The following is a 16,719-nucleotide window of genomic DNA, read 5'->3' as shown; positions in this document are numbered from 1 at the left end:
CCTGCACAACACTTGGGCTATGCGCCATTGATTTGTGCCGCGGTCTATGATATGATGGAAATAATTTCAAAGCGCTGAGGAAGCACCTCTTTTTCCATGTTATTTATGGAGGAAGTGGTGCTTTTTTGCGTTTGGAATAATAGATTTAAGGAGGAATTGTATGAAGCTTTTATTTCTGAACAGTATGGAAAAGCAAGTAGGGGAAGGGCGTGCCCGGAGCGCACAGGTTTCCGTCGGTGAAAGCAAAGGACAATGGTATTCCGGGTGGCAGGAGACGAAGGAGGATGGGAAGCTCATTCAGGAAACATGGTATGAAGGACCCAGCTGGGAGGAATTGCAATTAACCGTTCGCAGACAGCTGCTGGTGAAACAGCAGGAAGGATTCAAACCGATGCTTGGTACCGGATGGTTTGCTGAAGCCCCGACTTTGGGAAGTAAGTCCAGGTACGCGCAACTGCTGCATTACTATAGCGAAGAGCACTCTAACGAGAAGCTCTATGAAGAGCTCAGGCAGTGGAGGCTGAAGCAGGCAAGCAAGGAGGGCAAATCGCCGTTTCTCATTGCAACCAACCGTCTCCTTCGAATGATATGTGCCTTTTTGCCGCAAACGACGGAGGAGCTTGTTCAGCTTCCCGGCTTAGGGCCCAATAAAGCGGCGCTCTACGGGGAGGAGCTGCTTCAGTATACGATGGAATATCCGCGCAGCACGACGTTTCCGCTTCACTGGGTGGAGGAACAGGTTGATTTGCTGGAGTTTCAAAATTGGCAGCAGAGAGAGCAAGAGCGGAAAAGCCAGGCAGAGCAGCACAAACGGGAAATGAAAAGCAGGCTGCTGGAAGCCGTTTCACGCGGAGATAGCCTGGAGATGCTTCAGGATGCAACGAAGCTGCAGCGAAGAGAGCTTGTTATGTGGATCGAGGAGCTGGATCGGGATGGATACGAGCTGGATGCTTATATTGAGACGCTGCTTCAGCCGATTCCGGAGGAGGAGCTGCATTTGGCCTGGTCGGCCTTTGAGCTTCAAGGGGACCGGTACTTAAAGCCTGTGCTTCAAACGCTGTATAAACAGGAAGAGCTCGATAGCAAGCAGATGGATACCATTTATGAATGGCTTCGCCTGCTGCGGATTAAATTCAGAAGGGTTCAGAATGCCAAACCGGCGGCAGGTTAATCGGTATATACACGAATAGGTACCGGGGACTCATTTGCCGGCCATGGGGAAGCTCCAAGAGTATTGCGAATAACCTTTGCTAAAGCTTCCCCGCTGTGGCTGGGTCTCAAGAGGTGGTTTACCTGCTGTTGACATGTTCAGGACTGTAGTCTATTTCACTACAAGTACGGGTATGGTGGCATGCTGTACAATCTCATAGCTGACGCTTCCGAGAAGAAGCTCCTTAAAGGTGCCGAGACCGCGGCTTCCGACAATGATAAGATCGAACAGATGGTCGTTTACATAGTCCAGAATCATTTGGGCGGGAGTCCCGCCTTCCAAGAGGGTCGTTGTGGCAAGACCCAGGTGAGAGATCCGTCTTCTTGCTTCATCCAATACAGCCTCCGCAGCATCATGCAGCTCATCTTGGATCACGGCGCTGCTGGTGATGAAGGCATCACCTACAATAACGTTTTGCAGCTGGGCCACATGGACAATTTCGAGGATGGAATCGGGGAGCATCAGCTTCAATTCCATGGCTTGCTCCAGTGCGTTTTTAGCTGTTTCCGAGCCGTCATAGGCCAGTAATATTTTGCCGAACATAACCTTCACCTCGACTTTATCAGGATGCTTACTATTACACGAGGTGCTGTCCGGTTGAAACAGGAATAAAATAAACCCTGTAAAACGGGATAAGGTTGTTGAGAAGCCTTGAATGATGGATATTAGAATGTAAAAAAAATCCTGCCCCGACCAACTCATCGGCCAAGGCAGGATAATCGCGAAATGAAGTTACAGCCAACCCTTTTTGCGAAACAGAACAAACATCGAAATGCCAATAATGAACATAAAGATCACAGCGGCTACACCGCCGTACTCCCAGTGAATACCCGGAATATGCTCGAAGTTCATCCCGTAAATCCCGGTAATGAACGTCAGCGGCATGAAAATTGTTGTCAACGCAGTAAAGATGCGCATAATTTCGTTGGCACGATTCGACAGACTCGACTGGTAAGCCTCTCGCAAGTTGCCCATCAAATCGCGGAACGTATCGAACGTTTCCGAAATTTTTACAGCATTTTCATAAATATCTCCGAAATATTTTTTCAGCGGATCGCTAATGAGCCGCAATTCTTTTTTATTCAGCGTATTGATAACTTCTTTTTGCGGCACAAGAACTTTTTTGAGCCACAAGATTTCGCTTCGAAGACCGATAATCTCGTTCAGATGCGATTTTTTCGTATTCATGAGGATATCTTCTTCAAGCTTCTCGATCTTCGCTTCAATCCGGTCGCCCACATACGTATAGTTATCGACAACAAGGTCGATGAGATGATATAGGAACCGGTCCGGAGCGTTGACTTCCTCTTCCCAGAGCACCGGCTTCAGGATGCGAAGCTCGTTGATTTTCTGCCGCGTCACCGTAATGATATAATGCTGGCCCAAAAAGATATTGAGGGATCTGAGGAAAATTTCCTCATCATCAAACCGGATGCTGTTAACCACAATGAAATAATGCTTGTCGTACAGCTCGATCTTCGGACGCTGCTCTTCTTCCGTCATGCAATCTTCCACCGCTAATTCATGAAGATGAAATAAGGGCTGTAAAATCGTCAAATCATCGACATCGGCGTCGATCCAATAAAACCCGTGCTCCGGCGGTTCTATCGTTTGGGTAATGTCTTCAATTAATGTAAAAATGCCGTCCTGAACCAAACGTGCTTTCATTTGCTCCACCCCTTCACGTAGCTCGCCGTCCGTTCCTTTAAGACAGGAACCGGAGGCCAAACCTTTCATACTGCTCGTGAGGAATACAAACGGAAGAAACGTCGTTGATTCACGTGACGGCACCCTAACCTGCGTACTTGGGCAGGATAAAGCTAAGCCTTATGGTTATAATGATCATCAGGCAAAGGATAAACCGGCGCATCGAAATCAACGGCGTAAGCCGTCAGCATTCCAAACGAAATATTCAGTTGTTGTTGAACGCAGATACTACTCCTCGGGTCTCCGTCCATTCGTTTGGTGCACCCCTTTGCTAGTGTTGTCGAATTACTTGTCTAGTATAACTGTTCATTCGTTATGCATCAAGGTGAAATTGAACGATTTTCATCGTTTTTCAGGTCTATGTTACATTATGCGATTCCACGGCAATGGTGTCGGCATAATAGAAACCGGCCGCTTTACGAAACGTTATTATTTTTCCCTTCTTGACGTTGCCGTCGTTTTCGTATACAGTAGGACTATAAACAACTTCATAAATCAAGTTGCAACTCTTATCAAGAGCAGGTGGAGGGACTAGCCCGATGATACCCGGCAACCGACAGACCTTTCGGCATTCACGCTTATTCGGCGCGAATGGAGGTATGCACGGTGCTAAATCTTGCGGAAGCGATAAGCTTCTGAGAGATGAGAGAGGACATTGTTGAATGAACAAGGCCTTTCTCGTGCGCGCGAAAAAGGCCTTTTTTTAGTGCCTTTTTGCAGGAGTTTCCAAGCTTAAACGAATGTAACACCTATCAAAAAGGAGTGATTGACCTATGCCTATTAAAATTCCCGATCATTTACCCGCAAAAGAAATTTTGTTGAACGAGAACATTTTCGTCATGGATGAAACGGTGGCTTTCCACCAGGATATTCGTCCGTTGCGAATTGCCATATTAAATTTGATGCCTACCAAAGAAACGACGGAGACTCAAATTTTGCGTCTGATCGGCAATACCCCACTGCAGGTGGAGTTCGTGCTGCTGCATCCCAAGTCTCATACGTCCAAGAATACATCCGCCGAGCATCTGGAGCAGTTTTATAAAACCTTTGATGATGTGCGCAACGAAAGATTCGACGGGCTCATCATTACAGGAGCGCCGGTAGAGCAGCTGGATTTTGAGGATGTGAACTATTGGGAAGAGCTGAAGCAAATCATGGATTGGAGCCGTGATCATGTCACGTCTACCTTGCACATATGCTGGGCGGCTCAGGCTGGCCTGTACCACCACTTCAGCGTTCCTAAATATCCGTTGGAGCAAAAAATGTTCGGTGTGTTCACGCATATTGTAAGTGCCCAGAACGTGAAGCTGCTTCGCGGCTTTGATGAATTGTTCTTCGTGCCTCAATCCCGCCATACCGAAGTGCGCAAGGAAGATATTGAGAAACATCCGGAGCTTGAAATTTGGTCCGAATCTCCGGAGGCAGGCGTATACATCGTCGGAACGAAGGATGGCAGGCAAATCTTCGTAACCGGACATTCGGAATACGATGCGTGTACACTGAAATACGAGTACGACCGCGACGTGAACAAGGGCATGGAGGTCGCCGTTCCGAAAAATTATTACCCGAATGACGATCCGTCCAAACCGCCGCTCGTATCGTGGAGAGCGCATGCGAACCTGTTGTTTTCCAATTGGTTGAACTATTATGTATATCAAGAGACGCCGTTTGATCTGCACAAGGAGGAGTACAGTATATGAGCGAACAGAACAACCCGTTAAAAATAGAGAGCCGATTAGCACAAATCGGTTCTCAGGAGGAGCCGGTCACGGGAGCGGTCAGCTTCCCGATCTACCAATCGACTGCCTTCCGTCACCCGAAGCTGGGGCAAAGCACAGGCTTTGACTATGCGCGTACGAAAAGCCCGACACGCAAGGTGCTTGAGGATGCGATTGCCGAGCTCGAGTCCGGCGACGCTGGATTCGCCTGCAGCTCCGGTATGGCCGCGCTGCAAACGATTTTTGCCTTGTTCAGCCAAGGCGATCATTTGATCGTTTCCCTGGATCTGTATGGGGGGACCTACCGTTTGCTGGAGAAGATCATGTCCCGTTTTGGCGTCACCGCTACCTATGTGGATACGAATGATCTGGATGCACTGGAGTCGAATTATCGCTCCAACACGAAGGCCGTGCTGATCGAAACGCCTACGAATCCGCTCATGATGATTACCGATCTCGAGCTCGTATGCAGCTGGGCCAAGAAAAAGGGCATCCTGTCGATCGTGGACAATACGCTGCTGACGCCGTTCTTCCAGCGTCCGATCGAGCTTGGAGCCGATATCGTCATACACAGTGCGACCAAATATTTGGGTGGGCATAACGACGTGCTTGCAGGCCTGATCGTAACCAAAGGCAAGGAGCTGTCCGAGCAAATGGCGTTCCTGCATAACTCCATCGGTGCGGTGCTGAATCCGCAGGACAGCTGGCTGCTGATGCGCGGCATGAAGACATTGGCGATCCGCATGGAGCGTCATCAATATAACGCAACGAAGATCGCCGAGTTTTTGCTGAATCATCCTCAAGTGGAATCCGTCTATTATCCTGCTTTGGAGAGCCACCCGGGCTACGAGATTCAGAAGAAGCAATCCTCCGGCAACACCGGCATTTTCTCCTTCAAAATGAAGGATGCCTGCTATATCGAACCGATTCTGCGTCACATTAAGCTCATCGCGTTCGCTGAAAGCTTGGGCGGCGTCGAATCTTTAATGACGTATCCTGCGGTTCAGACGCATGCGGATATCCCGGAAGACATTCGCCGTCAGGTCGGCGTAGACGACCGTCTGCTTCGCTATTCGGTAGGCATTGAGCACGTAGATGATTTGATCGCGGACTTATCGAGAGCCATTGATTTGGCCCAGGGGGAAATTGAGGGAGCTTAAGCTCTTATACTATTTGCCATAGTTATAGTAAAAGCCGGTACATGCTCCGCATGGATCGGCTTTTTGCATGCTGGCAGCAACTTTTCAAGGTTTGACAGCAGGTTTCGACAGCGGTAGTTCTTAAGTATTATTTTGGGTGAAATTCCCTTTTTATAGGACATTATGTCTATTCATGACCAGGGTCTCATGTTATGATGGTTCAAAAAGGTCCATGCAGGCAGAGGGGGAAGAAAATGCCGTCGCTTTTTATCGATAAGTGGAAACAACGTTTCAAAATGCTCTGCTATTTACCCTTCTCCAACCGATCTCTAAAATATTTTCCTCCAGATTTTACCTTGCGCGATCCGGTGGCTGCATTGGCAAAAGAGCAGCGTGCAAAAGGAAAAGGCTGCTATCTGATCCTGCTTCATTTGGAGGATTTTCCTCAGCTGTTTTCAACGTATCCGTATTCAAGCATTCAGGAGCTGCAACAGCAGATCAATCATATGATGCTGGACATGCTGCCGCGTTTTTTCAAGCATCAGGACATTATCGGCATCAAGCGGTTCGGTCAAGAGGATATCGGCCTGTTCGTTAAACAGCAGCCGGGTGTTTCTTATGATCAGCTGCAGCAAAAAGGGCAAGAGATGTGCTCGGAGCTTCAAGCACGTTTGCGCGCGGGCTTTGCCAAGCAGGAGGGGCTTCTCACCTGTTCAGCCGGCTGCTACATGATGGGTCCTGATATAGAAAATATAGAAGCGGCGATTCAATTCGCCTATCGTTACGCGTTATCTATAGCTATGAAGAAGCTGCCGGTTCATTTCTCCCAATCCAGACAGCAGCTGATCGATATCATTCAGACGGAGAATATTGCCGTATTGGCACAGCCCATTATGAATTTAACGAGCGGGGATATCTTCGGGTGGGAGATATTGACCCGGGGTCCGCAAAACACTCCTTTTCACAGCCCGGCCGAGCTGTTTGATTATGCTTATCAGGCGGATGTGCTGTCCAAAATGGAGTTTTTAGTTATGAAAAAAGCGTTCGAGGAGGTGGCCAAACGAAGCATCAAGGAGCAGGTGTTCATTAATGTAACGCCTGTAACGCTGTCGCATCCGTTATTGCTGCAGCATTTGATGAAGCTTCTTGATGACTACCCGACGGTAGCGCCTTCCCAGATCGTTCTTGAGATTACGGAGCGTCATGCTATTAAGGACTTCCATTTTATGGGCGCCCTGATGAGCAAATACCGTTCGCTTGGCTTCCGGTTCGCGGTAGACGATGCCGGTGCCGGTTATTCCAGCCTGCAATCCATTATGGAGCTCATTCCCGATATTATTAAGATCGACAAATCGGTCATTCAAAATATCGATCAAATGACGGTGAAGCAATCGCTGCTTCGCTCGCTGGTTCACTTTGCAGAGAACATTAACTGTCAAGTCATTGCCGAGGGCGTGGAGCGCGCGGAAGAGGCCGAGATGCTGTATGATTTGAAGGTGCAGATGGGCCAGGGCTTCTATTTTGCAAAGCCGGAGCCGCTCGAGGCGGATCAGGACCGCATTCTGCGGTGTGATCTGCTCAAGGCCAAGGTTAAGCGCAGCCGGCAGGCGGGCATGATGCCCGCATAATTGCCAAAAGTGTGTCAGGAGATTGTCCGAACGGGGCTTGGCCTCGGGCCGGCAGTCTCTTTTTTAATGACTAGGCTCCCCGTTTGTGGTACGATAATGGTAACGTTTTTTCGTATGCAAAATAATTTTTGCAATAGCTAGCAAAAAGGAGTGAACACGGATGAGTTCGATCGACCGCATCCTCGACAGTGCGCTGGCCGGAAACCGAATCAGTCTCGAAGACTGCATTCAATTATATGAATCGGATCAAATTGAAAAGATGGGCCACGTCGCTAATCAAATTATGCTGAGGCATCATCCGGACCCGATTACAACCTTTGTTATCGGCCGCAATATTAACTATACGAACATTTGTGATGTATACTGCCGTTTTTGCGCATTTTATCGTGCGCCGGGCTCGGCGGAGGGCTACGTGCTTCCGGATGAGACGATTTTCCAAAAGATTCAGGAAACCATTGATGTGAACGGAACCGAGATTCTTATGCAGGGGGGAACTAACCCGAACCTTCCGTTCTCTTATTATACGAACCTGCTGCGCGAGATTAAGAAGCGCTTTGACATTACGATGCATTCCTTCTCACCGGCCGAAATTATGAAGATGAAGGAAGTATCCGGGGGGCTCACGCTCGAAGAAGTGATGAGAGAGCTGAACATGGCCGGCCTGGACTCGCTACCTGGAGGCGGAGGCGAAATTCTGGATGACCGTACAAGACGCAAAATCAGCCGTTTGAAAGGCTCCTGGCGCGATTGGATGGACGTCATGCAAACCGCTCACAAGATCGGAATGTCCACTACGGCAACCATGGTTATCGGCTTCGGTGAATCGATGGAAGAGCGTGCGCTGCACCTGCTTCGTGTTCGTGACGCACAAGACGAATGTATCGCCAACAAATACAATTCTCCGGGATTTTTGGCGTTTATCTCCTGGACGTTCCAGCCTGACAACACCAATTTGAAGGCCGACAAGCTCGGGCCGGAGGACTATTTGAAGAACGTGGCGATCAGCCGCATCATGCTCGACAACATCCCGAACTTCCAATCCTCGTGGGTGACGATGGGTCCTGAGGTCGGCAAGCAGTCGCTTCATTTTGGCTGCAACGACTTCGGAAGCACGATGATCGAGGAGAACGTCGTCTCCGCCGCAGGAACGACGCATAAAGTCAATATCGGCTCGACCCTGCAAATCATCCGCGAAGCGGGCAAAATCCCGGCTCAGCGCAACACGCGCTACGAGATTCTGCGAGTATTCGATAATGAAGAAGAGAAAGTCGACAACGACTTTGTCATGCAGAATTAATAGTTTAAGCCCCTGTAAAGCGTTAGTCTTTATGGGGGCTTTTTGCAATATCCAAGGCTTTACTTTACAGGGATATTTCGCTTATGGGTACTGCGGATAGCCTTGGTTCAGGCGATTTATGCTTCTTTTCACTTCTATCCCATGGGAAATTGTTGTTTGTATATATGCCCTCCCCCGACCATATACTTAAAAAAGAGAAGTAAGGGAAGGAAGGAGTGAATGGGATGAAGCTGTTTGCCTTAACCTTGACGAAAACATCGGAGCCCTCCGTTCGTAAGCTTCATGCGGCTGTGGAGGATGCTGTCAGAAGCGTATATAAGCAGCATGTGGCCGTCCGCCTGCATCAAGATCAAACATCCTTTTTTGTACAGGCTGAAGGGATATTTCCCCTTTTTCAATTGGATAGAAGAACCGATGCGCTGTATTCGAAGGTCGCTGAGGTATTGGCGGAGTGGATTGTTCAGGAAGAAGAGGGACGATTGATTCGAACCATGATTGTCCGTGATTTTGATTACAAGCGGGAAGAGGATATCGTATCCATCATGGGCTATTGCCGTCCTGCTCCTTTTCCTGAAGAAGGTGAGGAAGCATTCGAGCCTGCCTTGGAGCAATCCGTTTCGAGACGCAAGCAGATGATTGCACAGGCCATCAGCGCGTTTTTGCAGGAGTATACCGATTTGAATGTTCAGGGCTTTCTTCAATTCCGGTTGCAGGACTATATGAATGAGCTTCGTGAAGCGGTTGAATATGCCATTGATGAGTTTTTGATGGATCAGCAATACCAAGAGTTTATTTCCCTGTTAAAATATTTCGTTTACATTCAGGAAGCAAAAATTCCGACGGCCCACCTGATACATAAGGGCGGAAACGAGTTCGTTCTGCTGAACGACCGAATGGAGCTCATTGACACAAGCCAGACCGACGCCACCTTCACTGTGGAAATGATCGAGAAGGACATCAATTTCGAAGATGTCATAGTCAGTACCTTGATTTCCGTATCTCCGCGCCAAATCTGCATCCACACCAGAGACCCGGAGGTCCAGGTGATCAAGACGATTACCCAAATCTTTGAAAATCGCGTGCAGCTTTGTGAATACTGCAGACTATGCCACAATCTTGACCGATCGGCAGCGTCTGACTATAATAAAGGGTAAGGCAACAATCAAAGACAACAATGGTTGAAGTGCTGTACAGAGAGAGGAGACCTGGCTGTAAGCTCCTTCAGTTAACGACAATCATTTACCCCTTTGTAGCTGGGATATGGAACACAGTTTGCTTCAGGAAGCATGCTCGTTAAGTATATATCTCCGGGTCATTCCCGTTAATGAATGCTTATGAGGATTCGCGGAGCTTTGGGCGGATCGAACTAGGGTGGAACCACGAGACCAAGCGCTCTCGTCCCTTTTGGGATGAGGCGCTTTTTTTGTTGCAAGCTTTACTATTACAGGAGGTCGAACAAAATGGCAGTAAAAGTTACTTTTCCGGATGGAGCGGTAAGAGAATATGAACAGGGCACTACGATTGAAGAAGTAGCGGGTTCTATCAGCTCCGGACTGAAGAAAAATGCGGTTGTCGGCAAGTTGAACGGCAAAGCGGTTGATTTGAACACGCCTATCGAGCAGGATGCGGCATTAGAGATCGTAACGCTGGATAGCGAGGCCGGGCTGGAAGTATACCGTCACAGTACGGCGCACTTGATGGCTCAGGCGATTAAGCGCATTTACGGTGAAAAAGCGGTGAAGCTTGGGATAGGACCGGTTATCGAGGACGGCTTCTACTACGATATCGATCTGGAAACACCGGTAACTCCTGAGGATCTTGCGAAGATCGAGAAGGAAATGGAGAAAATCGTTCAGGAGAACCTGCCGATCCGCCGCAGAGTCGTCAGCAGAGAAGAAGCGATCCGCATCTTCACAGAGCTTGGCGATCCGCTGAAACTGGAACTGATTCGTGATTTGCCCGAAGATTCTGTGCTGACGATTTATGATCAAGGCGAATTTTTCGATTTGTGCCGCGGACCGCACTTGCCGTCTACCGGACGTATTAAAGCGTTCAAATTGTTGAGTGTAGCTGGTGCTTACTGGCGCGGAGATTCCAAAAACAAAATGCTTCAGCGCATTTACGGTACTGCATTCCCTAAAAAAGCCGAATTGGACGAGCATCTTCACTTGCTGGAAGAAGCCAAAAAACGCGATCACCGCAAGCTGGGTAAAGAGCTTCAAATGTTCACCTTCTCCCGTGAAGTAGGACAAGGCTTGCCGCTGTGGCTTCCACATGGCGCTAAAGTACGCCGTACGATGGAGCGTTATATCGTTGATTTGGAGGAGCGTTTGGGCTATCAACATGTGTACACGCCGGTTCTGGCCAATGTGGAGCTGTACAAAACGTCCGGACACTGGGAGCACTATCAGGAAGACATGTTCCCTAAAATGATCATGGACAATGAAGAGCTGGTTCTTCGTCCGATGAACTGTCCGCATCATATGATGGTCTACAAGAGCGACATGCGCAGCTATCGCGATCTGCCGATCCGCGTTGCCGAGCTTGGAACGATGCACCGTTATGAAATGTCCGGAGCTTTGACAGGCTTGCACCGTGTACGGGCGATGACTTTGAATGATGCGCATATCTTCTGCCGTCCGGACCAAATCAAGGAAGAATTTGCCCGCGTGGTGAACCTGATTCGCCAAGTGTATGAGGATTTCGGCATCAAGGACTACCGCTTCCGCTTGTCCTACCGTGATCCTGCGGATACGGAGAAGTATTTCCCGGACGATAACATGTGGGAAATGTCTCAACGCATGCTTCGCGAGGTTGTAGAGGAGCTGGGCCTGCCGTTCTACGAAGCGGAAGGCGAAGCCGCATTCTACGGCCCTAAGCTGGATGTTCAGATCAAGACGGCTCTGAAGAAAGAAGAAACGCTGTCCACTGCACAGCTGGACTTCCTGCTGCCTGAGCGCTTCCAATTGGAATACGTCGGCGAAGACGGTCAAAAGCATCGTCCGGTCGTTATTCACCGCGGTATTATTTCCACTATGGAGCGGATGACAGCCTTCCTGCTTGAAAACTTTGCGGGCAATCTGCCAACCTGGTTGTCTCCGGTACAAGCGAAGGTCATTCCGGTTTCTACCGCATTCGAGGGCTACGCCAAAGAAGTGGAAGAAAAGCTCCAGCTGGCTGGTATTCGTGTTGAATCCGACCTTCGCAATGAGAAGTTGGGTTACAAAATTCGTGAAGCGCAGCTTGAGAAAATTCCTTACATGCTCGTTGTCGGCGAGAACGAGATGAACAATAACAGCGTCTCCGTACGTAAGCGCGGCGCAGGCGATTTGGGCGTTCAGAGCCTGGATAGCGCGACTGCATTAATCAGTGAAGCGATTCGTACGAAGCAAATCGATTAATGCGGCAGAACAATCCCTTTTCGAAGGGATTGTTTTGTTTTGAGAAACCTGTGGAAGTTGAAAATGTTGCCAAGGTTACCGGTGGAGTACCTCCCTCCGGTCGCTGTTGTTCTCGGGAAATTGATTAATATTTATAGCGGAGACTTCCCGAGAACAAAGGCGAACGCTATCGCTCCTACAGGAGATACCCCACCTATCACCTTTACATTTTTATATGATTGAGGTTTCTCAATAACCAAGAACAATCCTTCCTCCAAGGGATTGTTCTTTTTTTGGAGAAAAAGGTTCCGTGCCTGCTCAGCTTGTATGGAGTTTTTGTATAATCCTAGTAGTAATTGGTTAGCCTCTTATAGTAAGGGGAGGTTTTAAACCAAGTATGTTACCAAAAGCCGTAAGTCATGCGAAATGGATCTGTTTCATTGCCGTACTGCTCGGATTGTTTCTGGCGCTGGAGCAAGAGCAGCAGTCCTTGGCACAAAACGGTCCTGCCGACCATGGTCAAACCAGTCAAGTCTTGCCGTCGTTGTCCCAAAACGTTCCGGCGGCTGCAGAGCCGCAATCCTTGTCCCGTCCGCAGGAGGAGAACGCAGCAAAAGAGACGAAGGCTGTTACAACTGTAAAACAGAACACTACCGTTACCTCTAATAAGAAGAGCGACAAATATACCTTTTTACCAAATATGAAAAAGGACATATCCCACTATAAGGCCGTGGAAGTAACAGCTACCGGCTATTATGCAGGGAAGGAATCGACCGGGAAAACACCGGGGCACCCTGAATATGGGGTTACTTTCTCTGGGATGAAGGTACAGCGGGATAAAAATTCGTTCTCCACGATCGCTGCCGACCCGGCCGTGTTCCCGCTTGGAACCGTGCTATGGATCCCAGGTTACGGATATGGAATTGTCGCAGATACTGGCAGTGCCATCAAAGGGAACCGAATCGATCTGTATTTCGAAACCAAGGATCAGGTGTACCGGGAATGGGGCAAAAAAACGTTGAACGTGTTTATCGTTAAAAAAGGTGACGGCAAAATAACGAAAACGATTTGGAGCCAGCTGGAGAATGAGATCCTGTTTTAAACTTCCAACATAAAAGCCTTTCACCGAACCCATACTAATGGATGTAAGGGGAGGTGAATGACAACATGGCTAAGAACAGAAATAAAAAGCAGCAAAATGATGCCGAGTTTGCACAAGAGGTAACAGCTAAAAATGTGAAGCAAGCTGGTCAAAACAATGCAAACGAAGGTGCGAACCAAAACGCTAAATATTAAGGTTATGTGAGATAAAATGCATAAAGAAGCGGGCGTAGCATAACGTTCGCTTCTTTTTCTTTAAATAATGAGGAAACCCCCATGAATTCCTAACATCGTTCTTGAATTGGAGGTTTTCAAAGCGGATGTTTTAGTGTAAAATAGGTTTTATACTGTAATATAAGTTAACATGAAAAGATAGGTGATATCCCATGCGAGACGCTTTATTGATGGGGAATTCAATGCCGATAACTAGACGGAAAACAGCAGAAGTACTGCCTTTTTTAGAGGCTTATATAGCCCGCAAGGAAGAGCAGATTGCTGAAATCGAGCAGGTTATCGAACGCTATGAGAAAAAACGGCTGATGGAGGAGCGGAGCTACAGGGCTATGTCGTCGTTTCGTCGGATCTTTGCCGGTAAAAAGCCGGACCATCATCTGGCCGTAGAATATATCCACTACGTCAAAAAGCCTATGGAACAGGTTCGGCAGCTGCGCATGGAAGTTGAAAAGGCGAAATCAATCCTGAACAGCAGCGAATCGTCCGACGATGTTGCTATCAGCGAAGAATTCATGAAGGAACTGGGCATATAATCCGAGTGTATTGTTATAAAATTCATCTGTTTGCAGTCTGTATGGCTCCGGTTGCATTGCTATTAAAAGCGATGCTGACGGGGTTGTTTTTGTTTGTGCAGACGATTGACATGATGCCGGGTGAAACTGGAATCGACACAGGACTTTGCTTTACGACAAAAAAATCGTTATAATGGGTTCAGTCGGGCGGCTGCAGGGTTCAATATCATCTCTGGAATACAATCTTGAATGGAGGGATTTGATGATGCGCCAAGTACTCATCATATGTTTTGCCTTAGCTTTATTAGCAACAGGATGTACAAGCAAACCAGCGGATCAGGCGGGCACGACTCAGCCTAATCAACAGCAGACACCATCACCGTCACCATCACCACAGGCTTCCACTGCTCCTAATGCAACGGATTCGGCAGCAAAAGGCGATGACGCCAATAAAAACAAGCCGGCAGATCAAGCAAGTAAACCAACACCACCGCCTGAAGCTCCAAAAGGAGCTAAGGAGCAGCCGATTGTTACTACGGATCAGTATGGTAAAGTCGAAATGGGCATGACCTACGACGAAGTTTCTAAAGCGATGGGCCAAATGGGTAAGTTGATCAATGAGTTCTCGGAAGGGGAAGGCAGCAGTCCTGTCCAGACCTATGAGTATAAACTAAAAGACGGCGGATCCGTAAAAATCACGTTCAACAACGGAAAAGTAACTTCCAAGTCGGAAAGTGGCGGAAGTAAATAAAAAAAACAAGGCTGGCAAAAGCACATGTGCTTTTTTGCCAGCCCTTTTTAATATTCCGCAAAGTACAATAGCGTTGAATTTGTTTGTAGGGTATTTCAGTTTTTCTTTAGCTGCTCGAGCTCAATAAAATCATGATCCTGGCTGTACGCAGGAACGCCGTGAATGCCGACATCCAAGCCGACAAGCTCCTCGTCCCGGCTGACCCGAACAGGGACTAAACGATTAATTAGCTTCAAGGAAATCCACGTTAAAATAAAGCCCCACACAGAAACGATAACCAAACCGAGAGCCTGCGCGCCAAGAAGGCTCCATCCTCCGCCATAAAACAACCCGCTGTAGCCTTGGCCGATGCCTTCGGTAAGTTCGGGTTTGGCGAATAACCCTACTGCCAGAGTCCCAATGCTTCCGCTGACTCCGTGGACAGCGAAAGCTCCTACAGGATCGTCGACTTTTTTGGAATCCAAATATTCGGTGGCGAATACCATGGCAATGCCGCTGACGGCTCCGATGAAAATGGCGGCTCCGTCACTGACGAAGGCGCATCCGGCCGTTATGCTGACCAGTCCGGCCAAGGAGCCGTTAATGACCATAGGCGGGTCGGCTTTACGGTATCGGAATAAAGTGAACAGAATGCAGGTTGCTCCTCCTGCTGCAGCGGCCAGCATCGTGGTCACTGCGATATGGCCGATCGAGCCGTTGGTTGCGCTGAGCGTGCTGCCGGAGTTAAATCCGAACCAGCCGAACCAAAGAATGAATGCGCCGACAGAGGCTAGCGGCAGGTTCGACGGAGGGACGATGTTAGGTGTTCCGTTATCGGAAAATTTTCCGATGCGGGGTCCGATGAATATGGCCGCAGCCAAGGCTGAGAAGCCGCCCATGGCGTGAATGACGGCAGAGCCGGCAAAATCGATCATTCCAAGGCTTCCGAGCCAGCCGCCCGCACTCCAAACCCAATGCCCGGCGATAGGGTAGATGAGGCCGGTCATGGCTATCGTGTATAGAATGTAAGCGTGAAAATGAATACGTTCGGCAACGGCTCCCGATACGATGGAAATGACCGCGATGACGAAGGCGCATTGGAAGAGCCAGTACGTATCGTTAGAGATGGTAAGCTTGATGTGTGTCAGGTCTCCTCCCATCATGAAGCCGCTTGTTCCGATGAGACCGAAGGCATCTTTGCCGTACATAAGACCAAAGCCGATGAAATAAAAAATAAGCGCGCCGAACGTAATGTCCACGAACACCTTCATTATGATGCTGACTGCGTTCTTCTGCCGTACGAAGCCTGCTTCCAGCAGGGCGAAGCCTCCCTCCATCAGCAGAATCATGGCCGCTGTCAGGACTACCCAAATCGTATCCAATCCACTCGCCAAAGCGGACAAATCCATACGTTCAACTCCCTTGTAACCTGTATATTGGTCCATCTACGCCAATCATTATACGGTTTTCATGACAATTATGTCAACGAACTACGTAAGATAAAATGACATGGCAGGTCGATTGATCGTTTTTATTCGAAAGGGATAAATTCCAGCGGCTCCGTTCATTCTATGACTAAAAGGTACTGGAGGATGGACCATGATTTCATTAGATTCTACCCTGGTCAACCGGGAGGAAGCATACGATCAAGTTCGGAAAGCTTTAGAGAGTCATCAATTTACTTTAGGCGGGAATTGGGAGTACGATCACGGTTACTTTGACAGGGCGCTGGATACCGAAAATAAGGTGTGGCTTCGCATTCCTTTTGCCGTAATAAGGGGAGAATTGGATGGGAATTCGGATTCGGTCGATGCCGTGATTCGCATGGGCACACCTTTTGTGCTCAAGCATTTATATAATGAAGGCTTGGATAGAGAAGCTCAGGTTAACACCTATGGCGCGTTGATCGATCAGTTCCAGGAGCCCGTAGACAAGGATGCACCCGTCAGCGATGAGTGGGCGAAGAAGGCGGAAGCTATTCTGCGTGAGGTCGAAGTGAATTGGTCAGGACGTGGCAGTAGTGCATGAGTTCAGGTTCAGCGATTGTCATTTATTGTTGGCTG

15 protein-coding genes and 1 riboswitch are annotated in these 16,719 nt (G+C 48.6%); of the genes, 12 read left to right on the top strand and 3 right to left on the bottom strand.

Annotation, left to right across the window (positions count from 1 at the left end):
* Nucleotides 1–160: 160 nt before the first annotated feature.
* Complete coding sequence (locus ABEA66_RS06625; RefSeq protein ID WP_079908173.1) at nucleotides 161–1,171, top strand: HRDC domain-containing protein; 1,011 nt, start codon at nucleotides 161–163, stop codon at nucleotides 1,169–1,171.
* 150 nt (nucleotides 1,172–1,321) lie between these two features.
* On the opposite strand, the gene ABEA66_RS06620 is transcribed toward ABEA66_RS06625, so the two are convergent.
* Both ABEA66_RS06620 and corA read right to left on the bottom strand, forming a co-directional pair.
* On the bottom strand, nucleotides 1,322–1,753 hold the full coding sequence (locus ABEA66_RS06620; protein ID WP_345586969.1) for a universal stress protein: 432 nt from the start codon (nucleotides 1,751–1,753) through the stop codon (nucleotides 1,322–1,324).
* Nucleotides 1,754–1,942: 189 nt separating this feature from the next.
* Nucleotides 1,943–2,878: a magnesium/cobalt transporter CorA gene (gene corA, locus ABEA66_RS06615; RefSeq protein ID WP_079908936.1), complete on the bottom strand. Its 936-nt coding sequence runs from the start codon at nucleotides 2,876–2,878 to the stop codon at nucleotides 1,943–1,945.
* 545 nt (nucleotides 2,879–3,423) lie between these two features.
* Nucleotides 3,424–3,566, top strand: a riboswitch (SAM riboswitch).
* A gap of 124 nt (nucleotides 3,567–3,690) precedes the next feature.
* Here corA and metA point away from each other — a divergent pair.
* The 10 genes from metA (at nucleotide 3,691) to ABEA66_RS06565 (ending at nucleotide 14,677) form a co-directional block, all read left to right on the top strand.
* Entirely contained in the window at nucleotides 3,691–4,617 is a 927-nt protein-coding gene (gene metA / locus ABEA66_RS06610; RefSeq protein WP_079908175.1) for a homoserine O-acetyltransferase MetA, read from the top strand.
* Nucleotides 4,614–5,795, top strand: coding sequence for an aminotransferase class I/II-fold pyridoxal phosphate-dependent enzyme (locus ABEA66_RS06605; protein ID WP_345586968.1), 1,182 nt, complete (start codon nucleotides 4,614–4,616; stop codon nucleotides 5,793–5,795). The genes metA and ABEA66_RS06605 overlap by 4 nt, the downstream gene beginning before the upstream one ends.
* Before the next feature lie 233 nt (nucleotides 5,796–6,028).
* On the top strand, nucleotides 6,029–7,402 hold the full coding sequence (locus ABEA66_RS06600) for an EAL domain-containing protein (protein WP_345586967.1): 1,374 nt from the start codon (nucleotides 6,029–6,031) through the stop codon (nucleotides 7,400–7,402).
* 160 nt (nucleotides 7,403–7,562) lie between these two features.
* The gene (mqnC, locus tag ABEA66_RS06595) at nucleotides 7,563–8,699 is read left to right on the top strand and encodes a cyclic dehypoxanthinyl futalosine synthase (protein ID WP_192701248.1); all 1,137 of its coding nucleotides are present in this window, start codon (nucleotides 7,563–7,565) and stop codon (nucleotides 8,697–8,699) included.
* Between the two features lie 224 nt (nucleotides 8,700–8,923).
* Nucleotides 8,924–9,853, top strand: coding sequence for a putative sporulation protein YtxC (gene ytxC, locus ABEA66_RS06590; RefSeq protein WP_079908179.1), 930 nt, complete (start codon nucleotides 8,924–8,926; stop codon nucleotides 9,851–9,853).
* Between the two features lie 306 nt (nucleotides 9,854–10,159).
* A complete protein-coding gene (gene thrS / locus ABEA66_RS06585) occupies nucleotides 10,160–12,100 on the top strand; it encodes a threonine--tRNA ligase (protein ID WP_345586966.1) in 1,941 nt (646 codons plus the stop codon).
* Nucleotides 12,101–12,476: 376 nt separating this feature from the next.
* Nucleotides 12,477–13,181 carry a 3D domain-containing protein gene (locus ABEA66_RS06580; protein WP_079908181.1) on the top strand — a complete coding sequence of 235 codons (705 nt, stop codon included), beginning with the start codon at nucleotides 12,477–12,479 and terminating at the stop codon, nucleotides 13,179–13,181.
* A gap of 65 nt (nucleotides 13,182–13,246) precedes the next feature.
* Nucleotides 13,247–13,375 (top strand): hypothetical protein, encoded by a 129-nt coding sequence (locus ABEA66_RS06575; RefSeq protein WP_256865182.1) that lies wholly within the window; start codon nucleotides 13,247–13,249, stop codon nucleotides 13,373–13,375.
* Nucleotides 13,376–13,596: 221 nt separating this feature from the next.
* Nucleotides 13,597–13,947, top strand: coding sequence for a hypothetical protein (locus ABEA66_RS06570; protein ID WP_345586965.1), 351 nt, complete (start codon nucleotides 13,597–13,599; stop codon nucleotides 13,945–13,947).
* Between the two features lie 241 nt (nucleotides 13,948–14,188).
* The gene (locus ABEA66_RS06565; protein WP_079908182.1) at nucleotides 14,189–14,677 is read left to right on the top strand and encodes a hypothetical protein; all 489 of its coding nucleotides are present in this window, start codon (nucleotides 14,189–14,191) and stop codon (nucleotides 14,675–14,677) included.
* Between the two features lie 95 nt (nucleotides 14,678–14,772).
* Here the strand turns inward: ABEA66_RS06565 and ABEA66_RS06560 are convergent, their stop codons facing one another.
* Complete coding sequence (locus ABEA66_RS06560) at nucleotides 14,773–16,065, bottom strand: ammonium transporter (RefSeq protein ID WP_079908183.1); 1,293 nt, start codon at nucleotides 16,063–16,065, stop codon at nucleotides 14,773–14,775.
* A gap of 190 nt (nucleotides 16,066–16,255) precedes the next feature.
* Here ABEA66_RS06560 and ABEA66_RS06555 point away from each other — a divergent pair, with 190 nt between their 5' ends.
* Nucleotides 16,256–16,684 carry a YugN-like family protein gene (locus ABEA66_RS06555; RefSeq protein WP_345586964.1) on the top strand — a complete coding sequence of 143 codons (429 nt, stop codon included), beginning with the start codon at nucleotides 16,256–16,258 and terminating at the stop codon, nucleotides 16,682–16,684.
* Nucleotides 16,685–16,719: the final 35 nt, after the last annotated feature.

Origin of the sequence: Paenibacillus vulneris, assembly GCF_039543185.1 — a bacterium.
Lineage (GTDB): Bacteria > Bacillota > Bacilli > Paenibacillales > NBRC-103111 > Paenibacillus_S > Paenibacillus_S vulneris.
Note: the sequence above shows the minus strand (reverse complement) of the source record. Positions and strands in the feature narration are given on the sequence as shown.

Excerpts from the sequence above, each read along its gene's own strand:
- metA (WP_079908175.1), top strand. The coding sequence starts at position 3,691 with ATGCCTATTAAAATTCCCGATCATTTACCCGCAAAAGAAATTTTGTTG.
- ABEA66_RS06605 (WP_345586968.1), top strand. The coding sequence starts at position 4,614 with ATGAGCGAACAGAACAACCCGTTAAAAATAGAGAGCCGATTAGCACAA.
- ABEA66_RS06565 (WP_079908182.1), top strand. The coding sequence starts at position 14,189 with ATGATGCGCCAAGTACTCATCATATGTTTTGCCTTAGCTTTATTAGCA.
- thrS (WP_345586966.1), top strand. The coding sequence starts at position 10,160 with ATGGCAGTAAAAGTTACTTTTCCGGATGGAGCGGTAAGAGAATATGAA.
- ABEA66_RS06570 (WP_345586965.1), top strand. The coding sequence starts at position 13,597 with ATGCCGATAACTAGACGGAAAACAGCAGAAGTACTGCCTTTTTTAGAG.
- ABEA66_RS06575 (WP_256865182.1), top strand. The coding sequence starts at position 13,247 with ATGGCTAAGAACAGAAATAAAAAGCAGCAAAATGATGCCGAGTTTGCA.
- ABEA66_RS06625 (WP_079908173.1), top strand. The coding sequence starts at position 161 with ATGAAGCTTTTATTTCTGAACAGTATGGAAAAGCAAGTAGGGGAAGGG.
- ABEA66_RS06555 (WP_345586964.1), top strand. The coding sequence starts at position 16,256 with ATGATTTCATTAGATTCTACCCTGGTCAACCGGGAGGAAGCATACGAT.
- mqnC (WP_192701248.1), top strand. The coding sequence starts at position 7,563 with ATGAGTTCGATCGACCGCATCCTCGACAGTGCGCTGGCCGGAAACCGA.
- corA (WP_079908936.1), bottom strand. The coding sequence starts at position 2,878 with ATGAAAGCACGTTTGGTTCAGGACGGCATTTTTACATTAATTGAAGAC.
- ytxC (WP_079908179.1), top strand. The coding sequence starts at position 8,924 with ATGAAGCTGTTTGCCTTAACCTTGACGAAAACATCGGAGCCCTCCGTT.
- ABEA66_RS06580 (WP_079908181.1), top strand. The coding sequence starts at position 12,477 with ATGTTACCAAAAGCCGTAAGTCATGCGAAATGGATCTGTTTCATTGCC.
- ABEA66_RS06620 (WP_345586969.1), bottom strand. The coding sequence starts at position 1,753 with ATGTTCGGCAAAATATTACTGGCCTATGACGGCTCGGAAACAGCTAAA.
- ABEA66_RS06600 (WP_345586967.1), top strand. The coding sequence starts at position 6,029 with ATGCCGTCGCTTTTTATCGATAAGTGGAAACAACGTTTCAAAATGCTC.
- ABEA66_RS06560 (WP_079908183.1), bottom strand. The coding sequence starts at position 16,065 with ATGGATTTGTCCGCTTTGGCGAGTGGATTGGATACGATTTGGGTAGTC.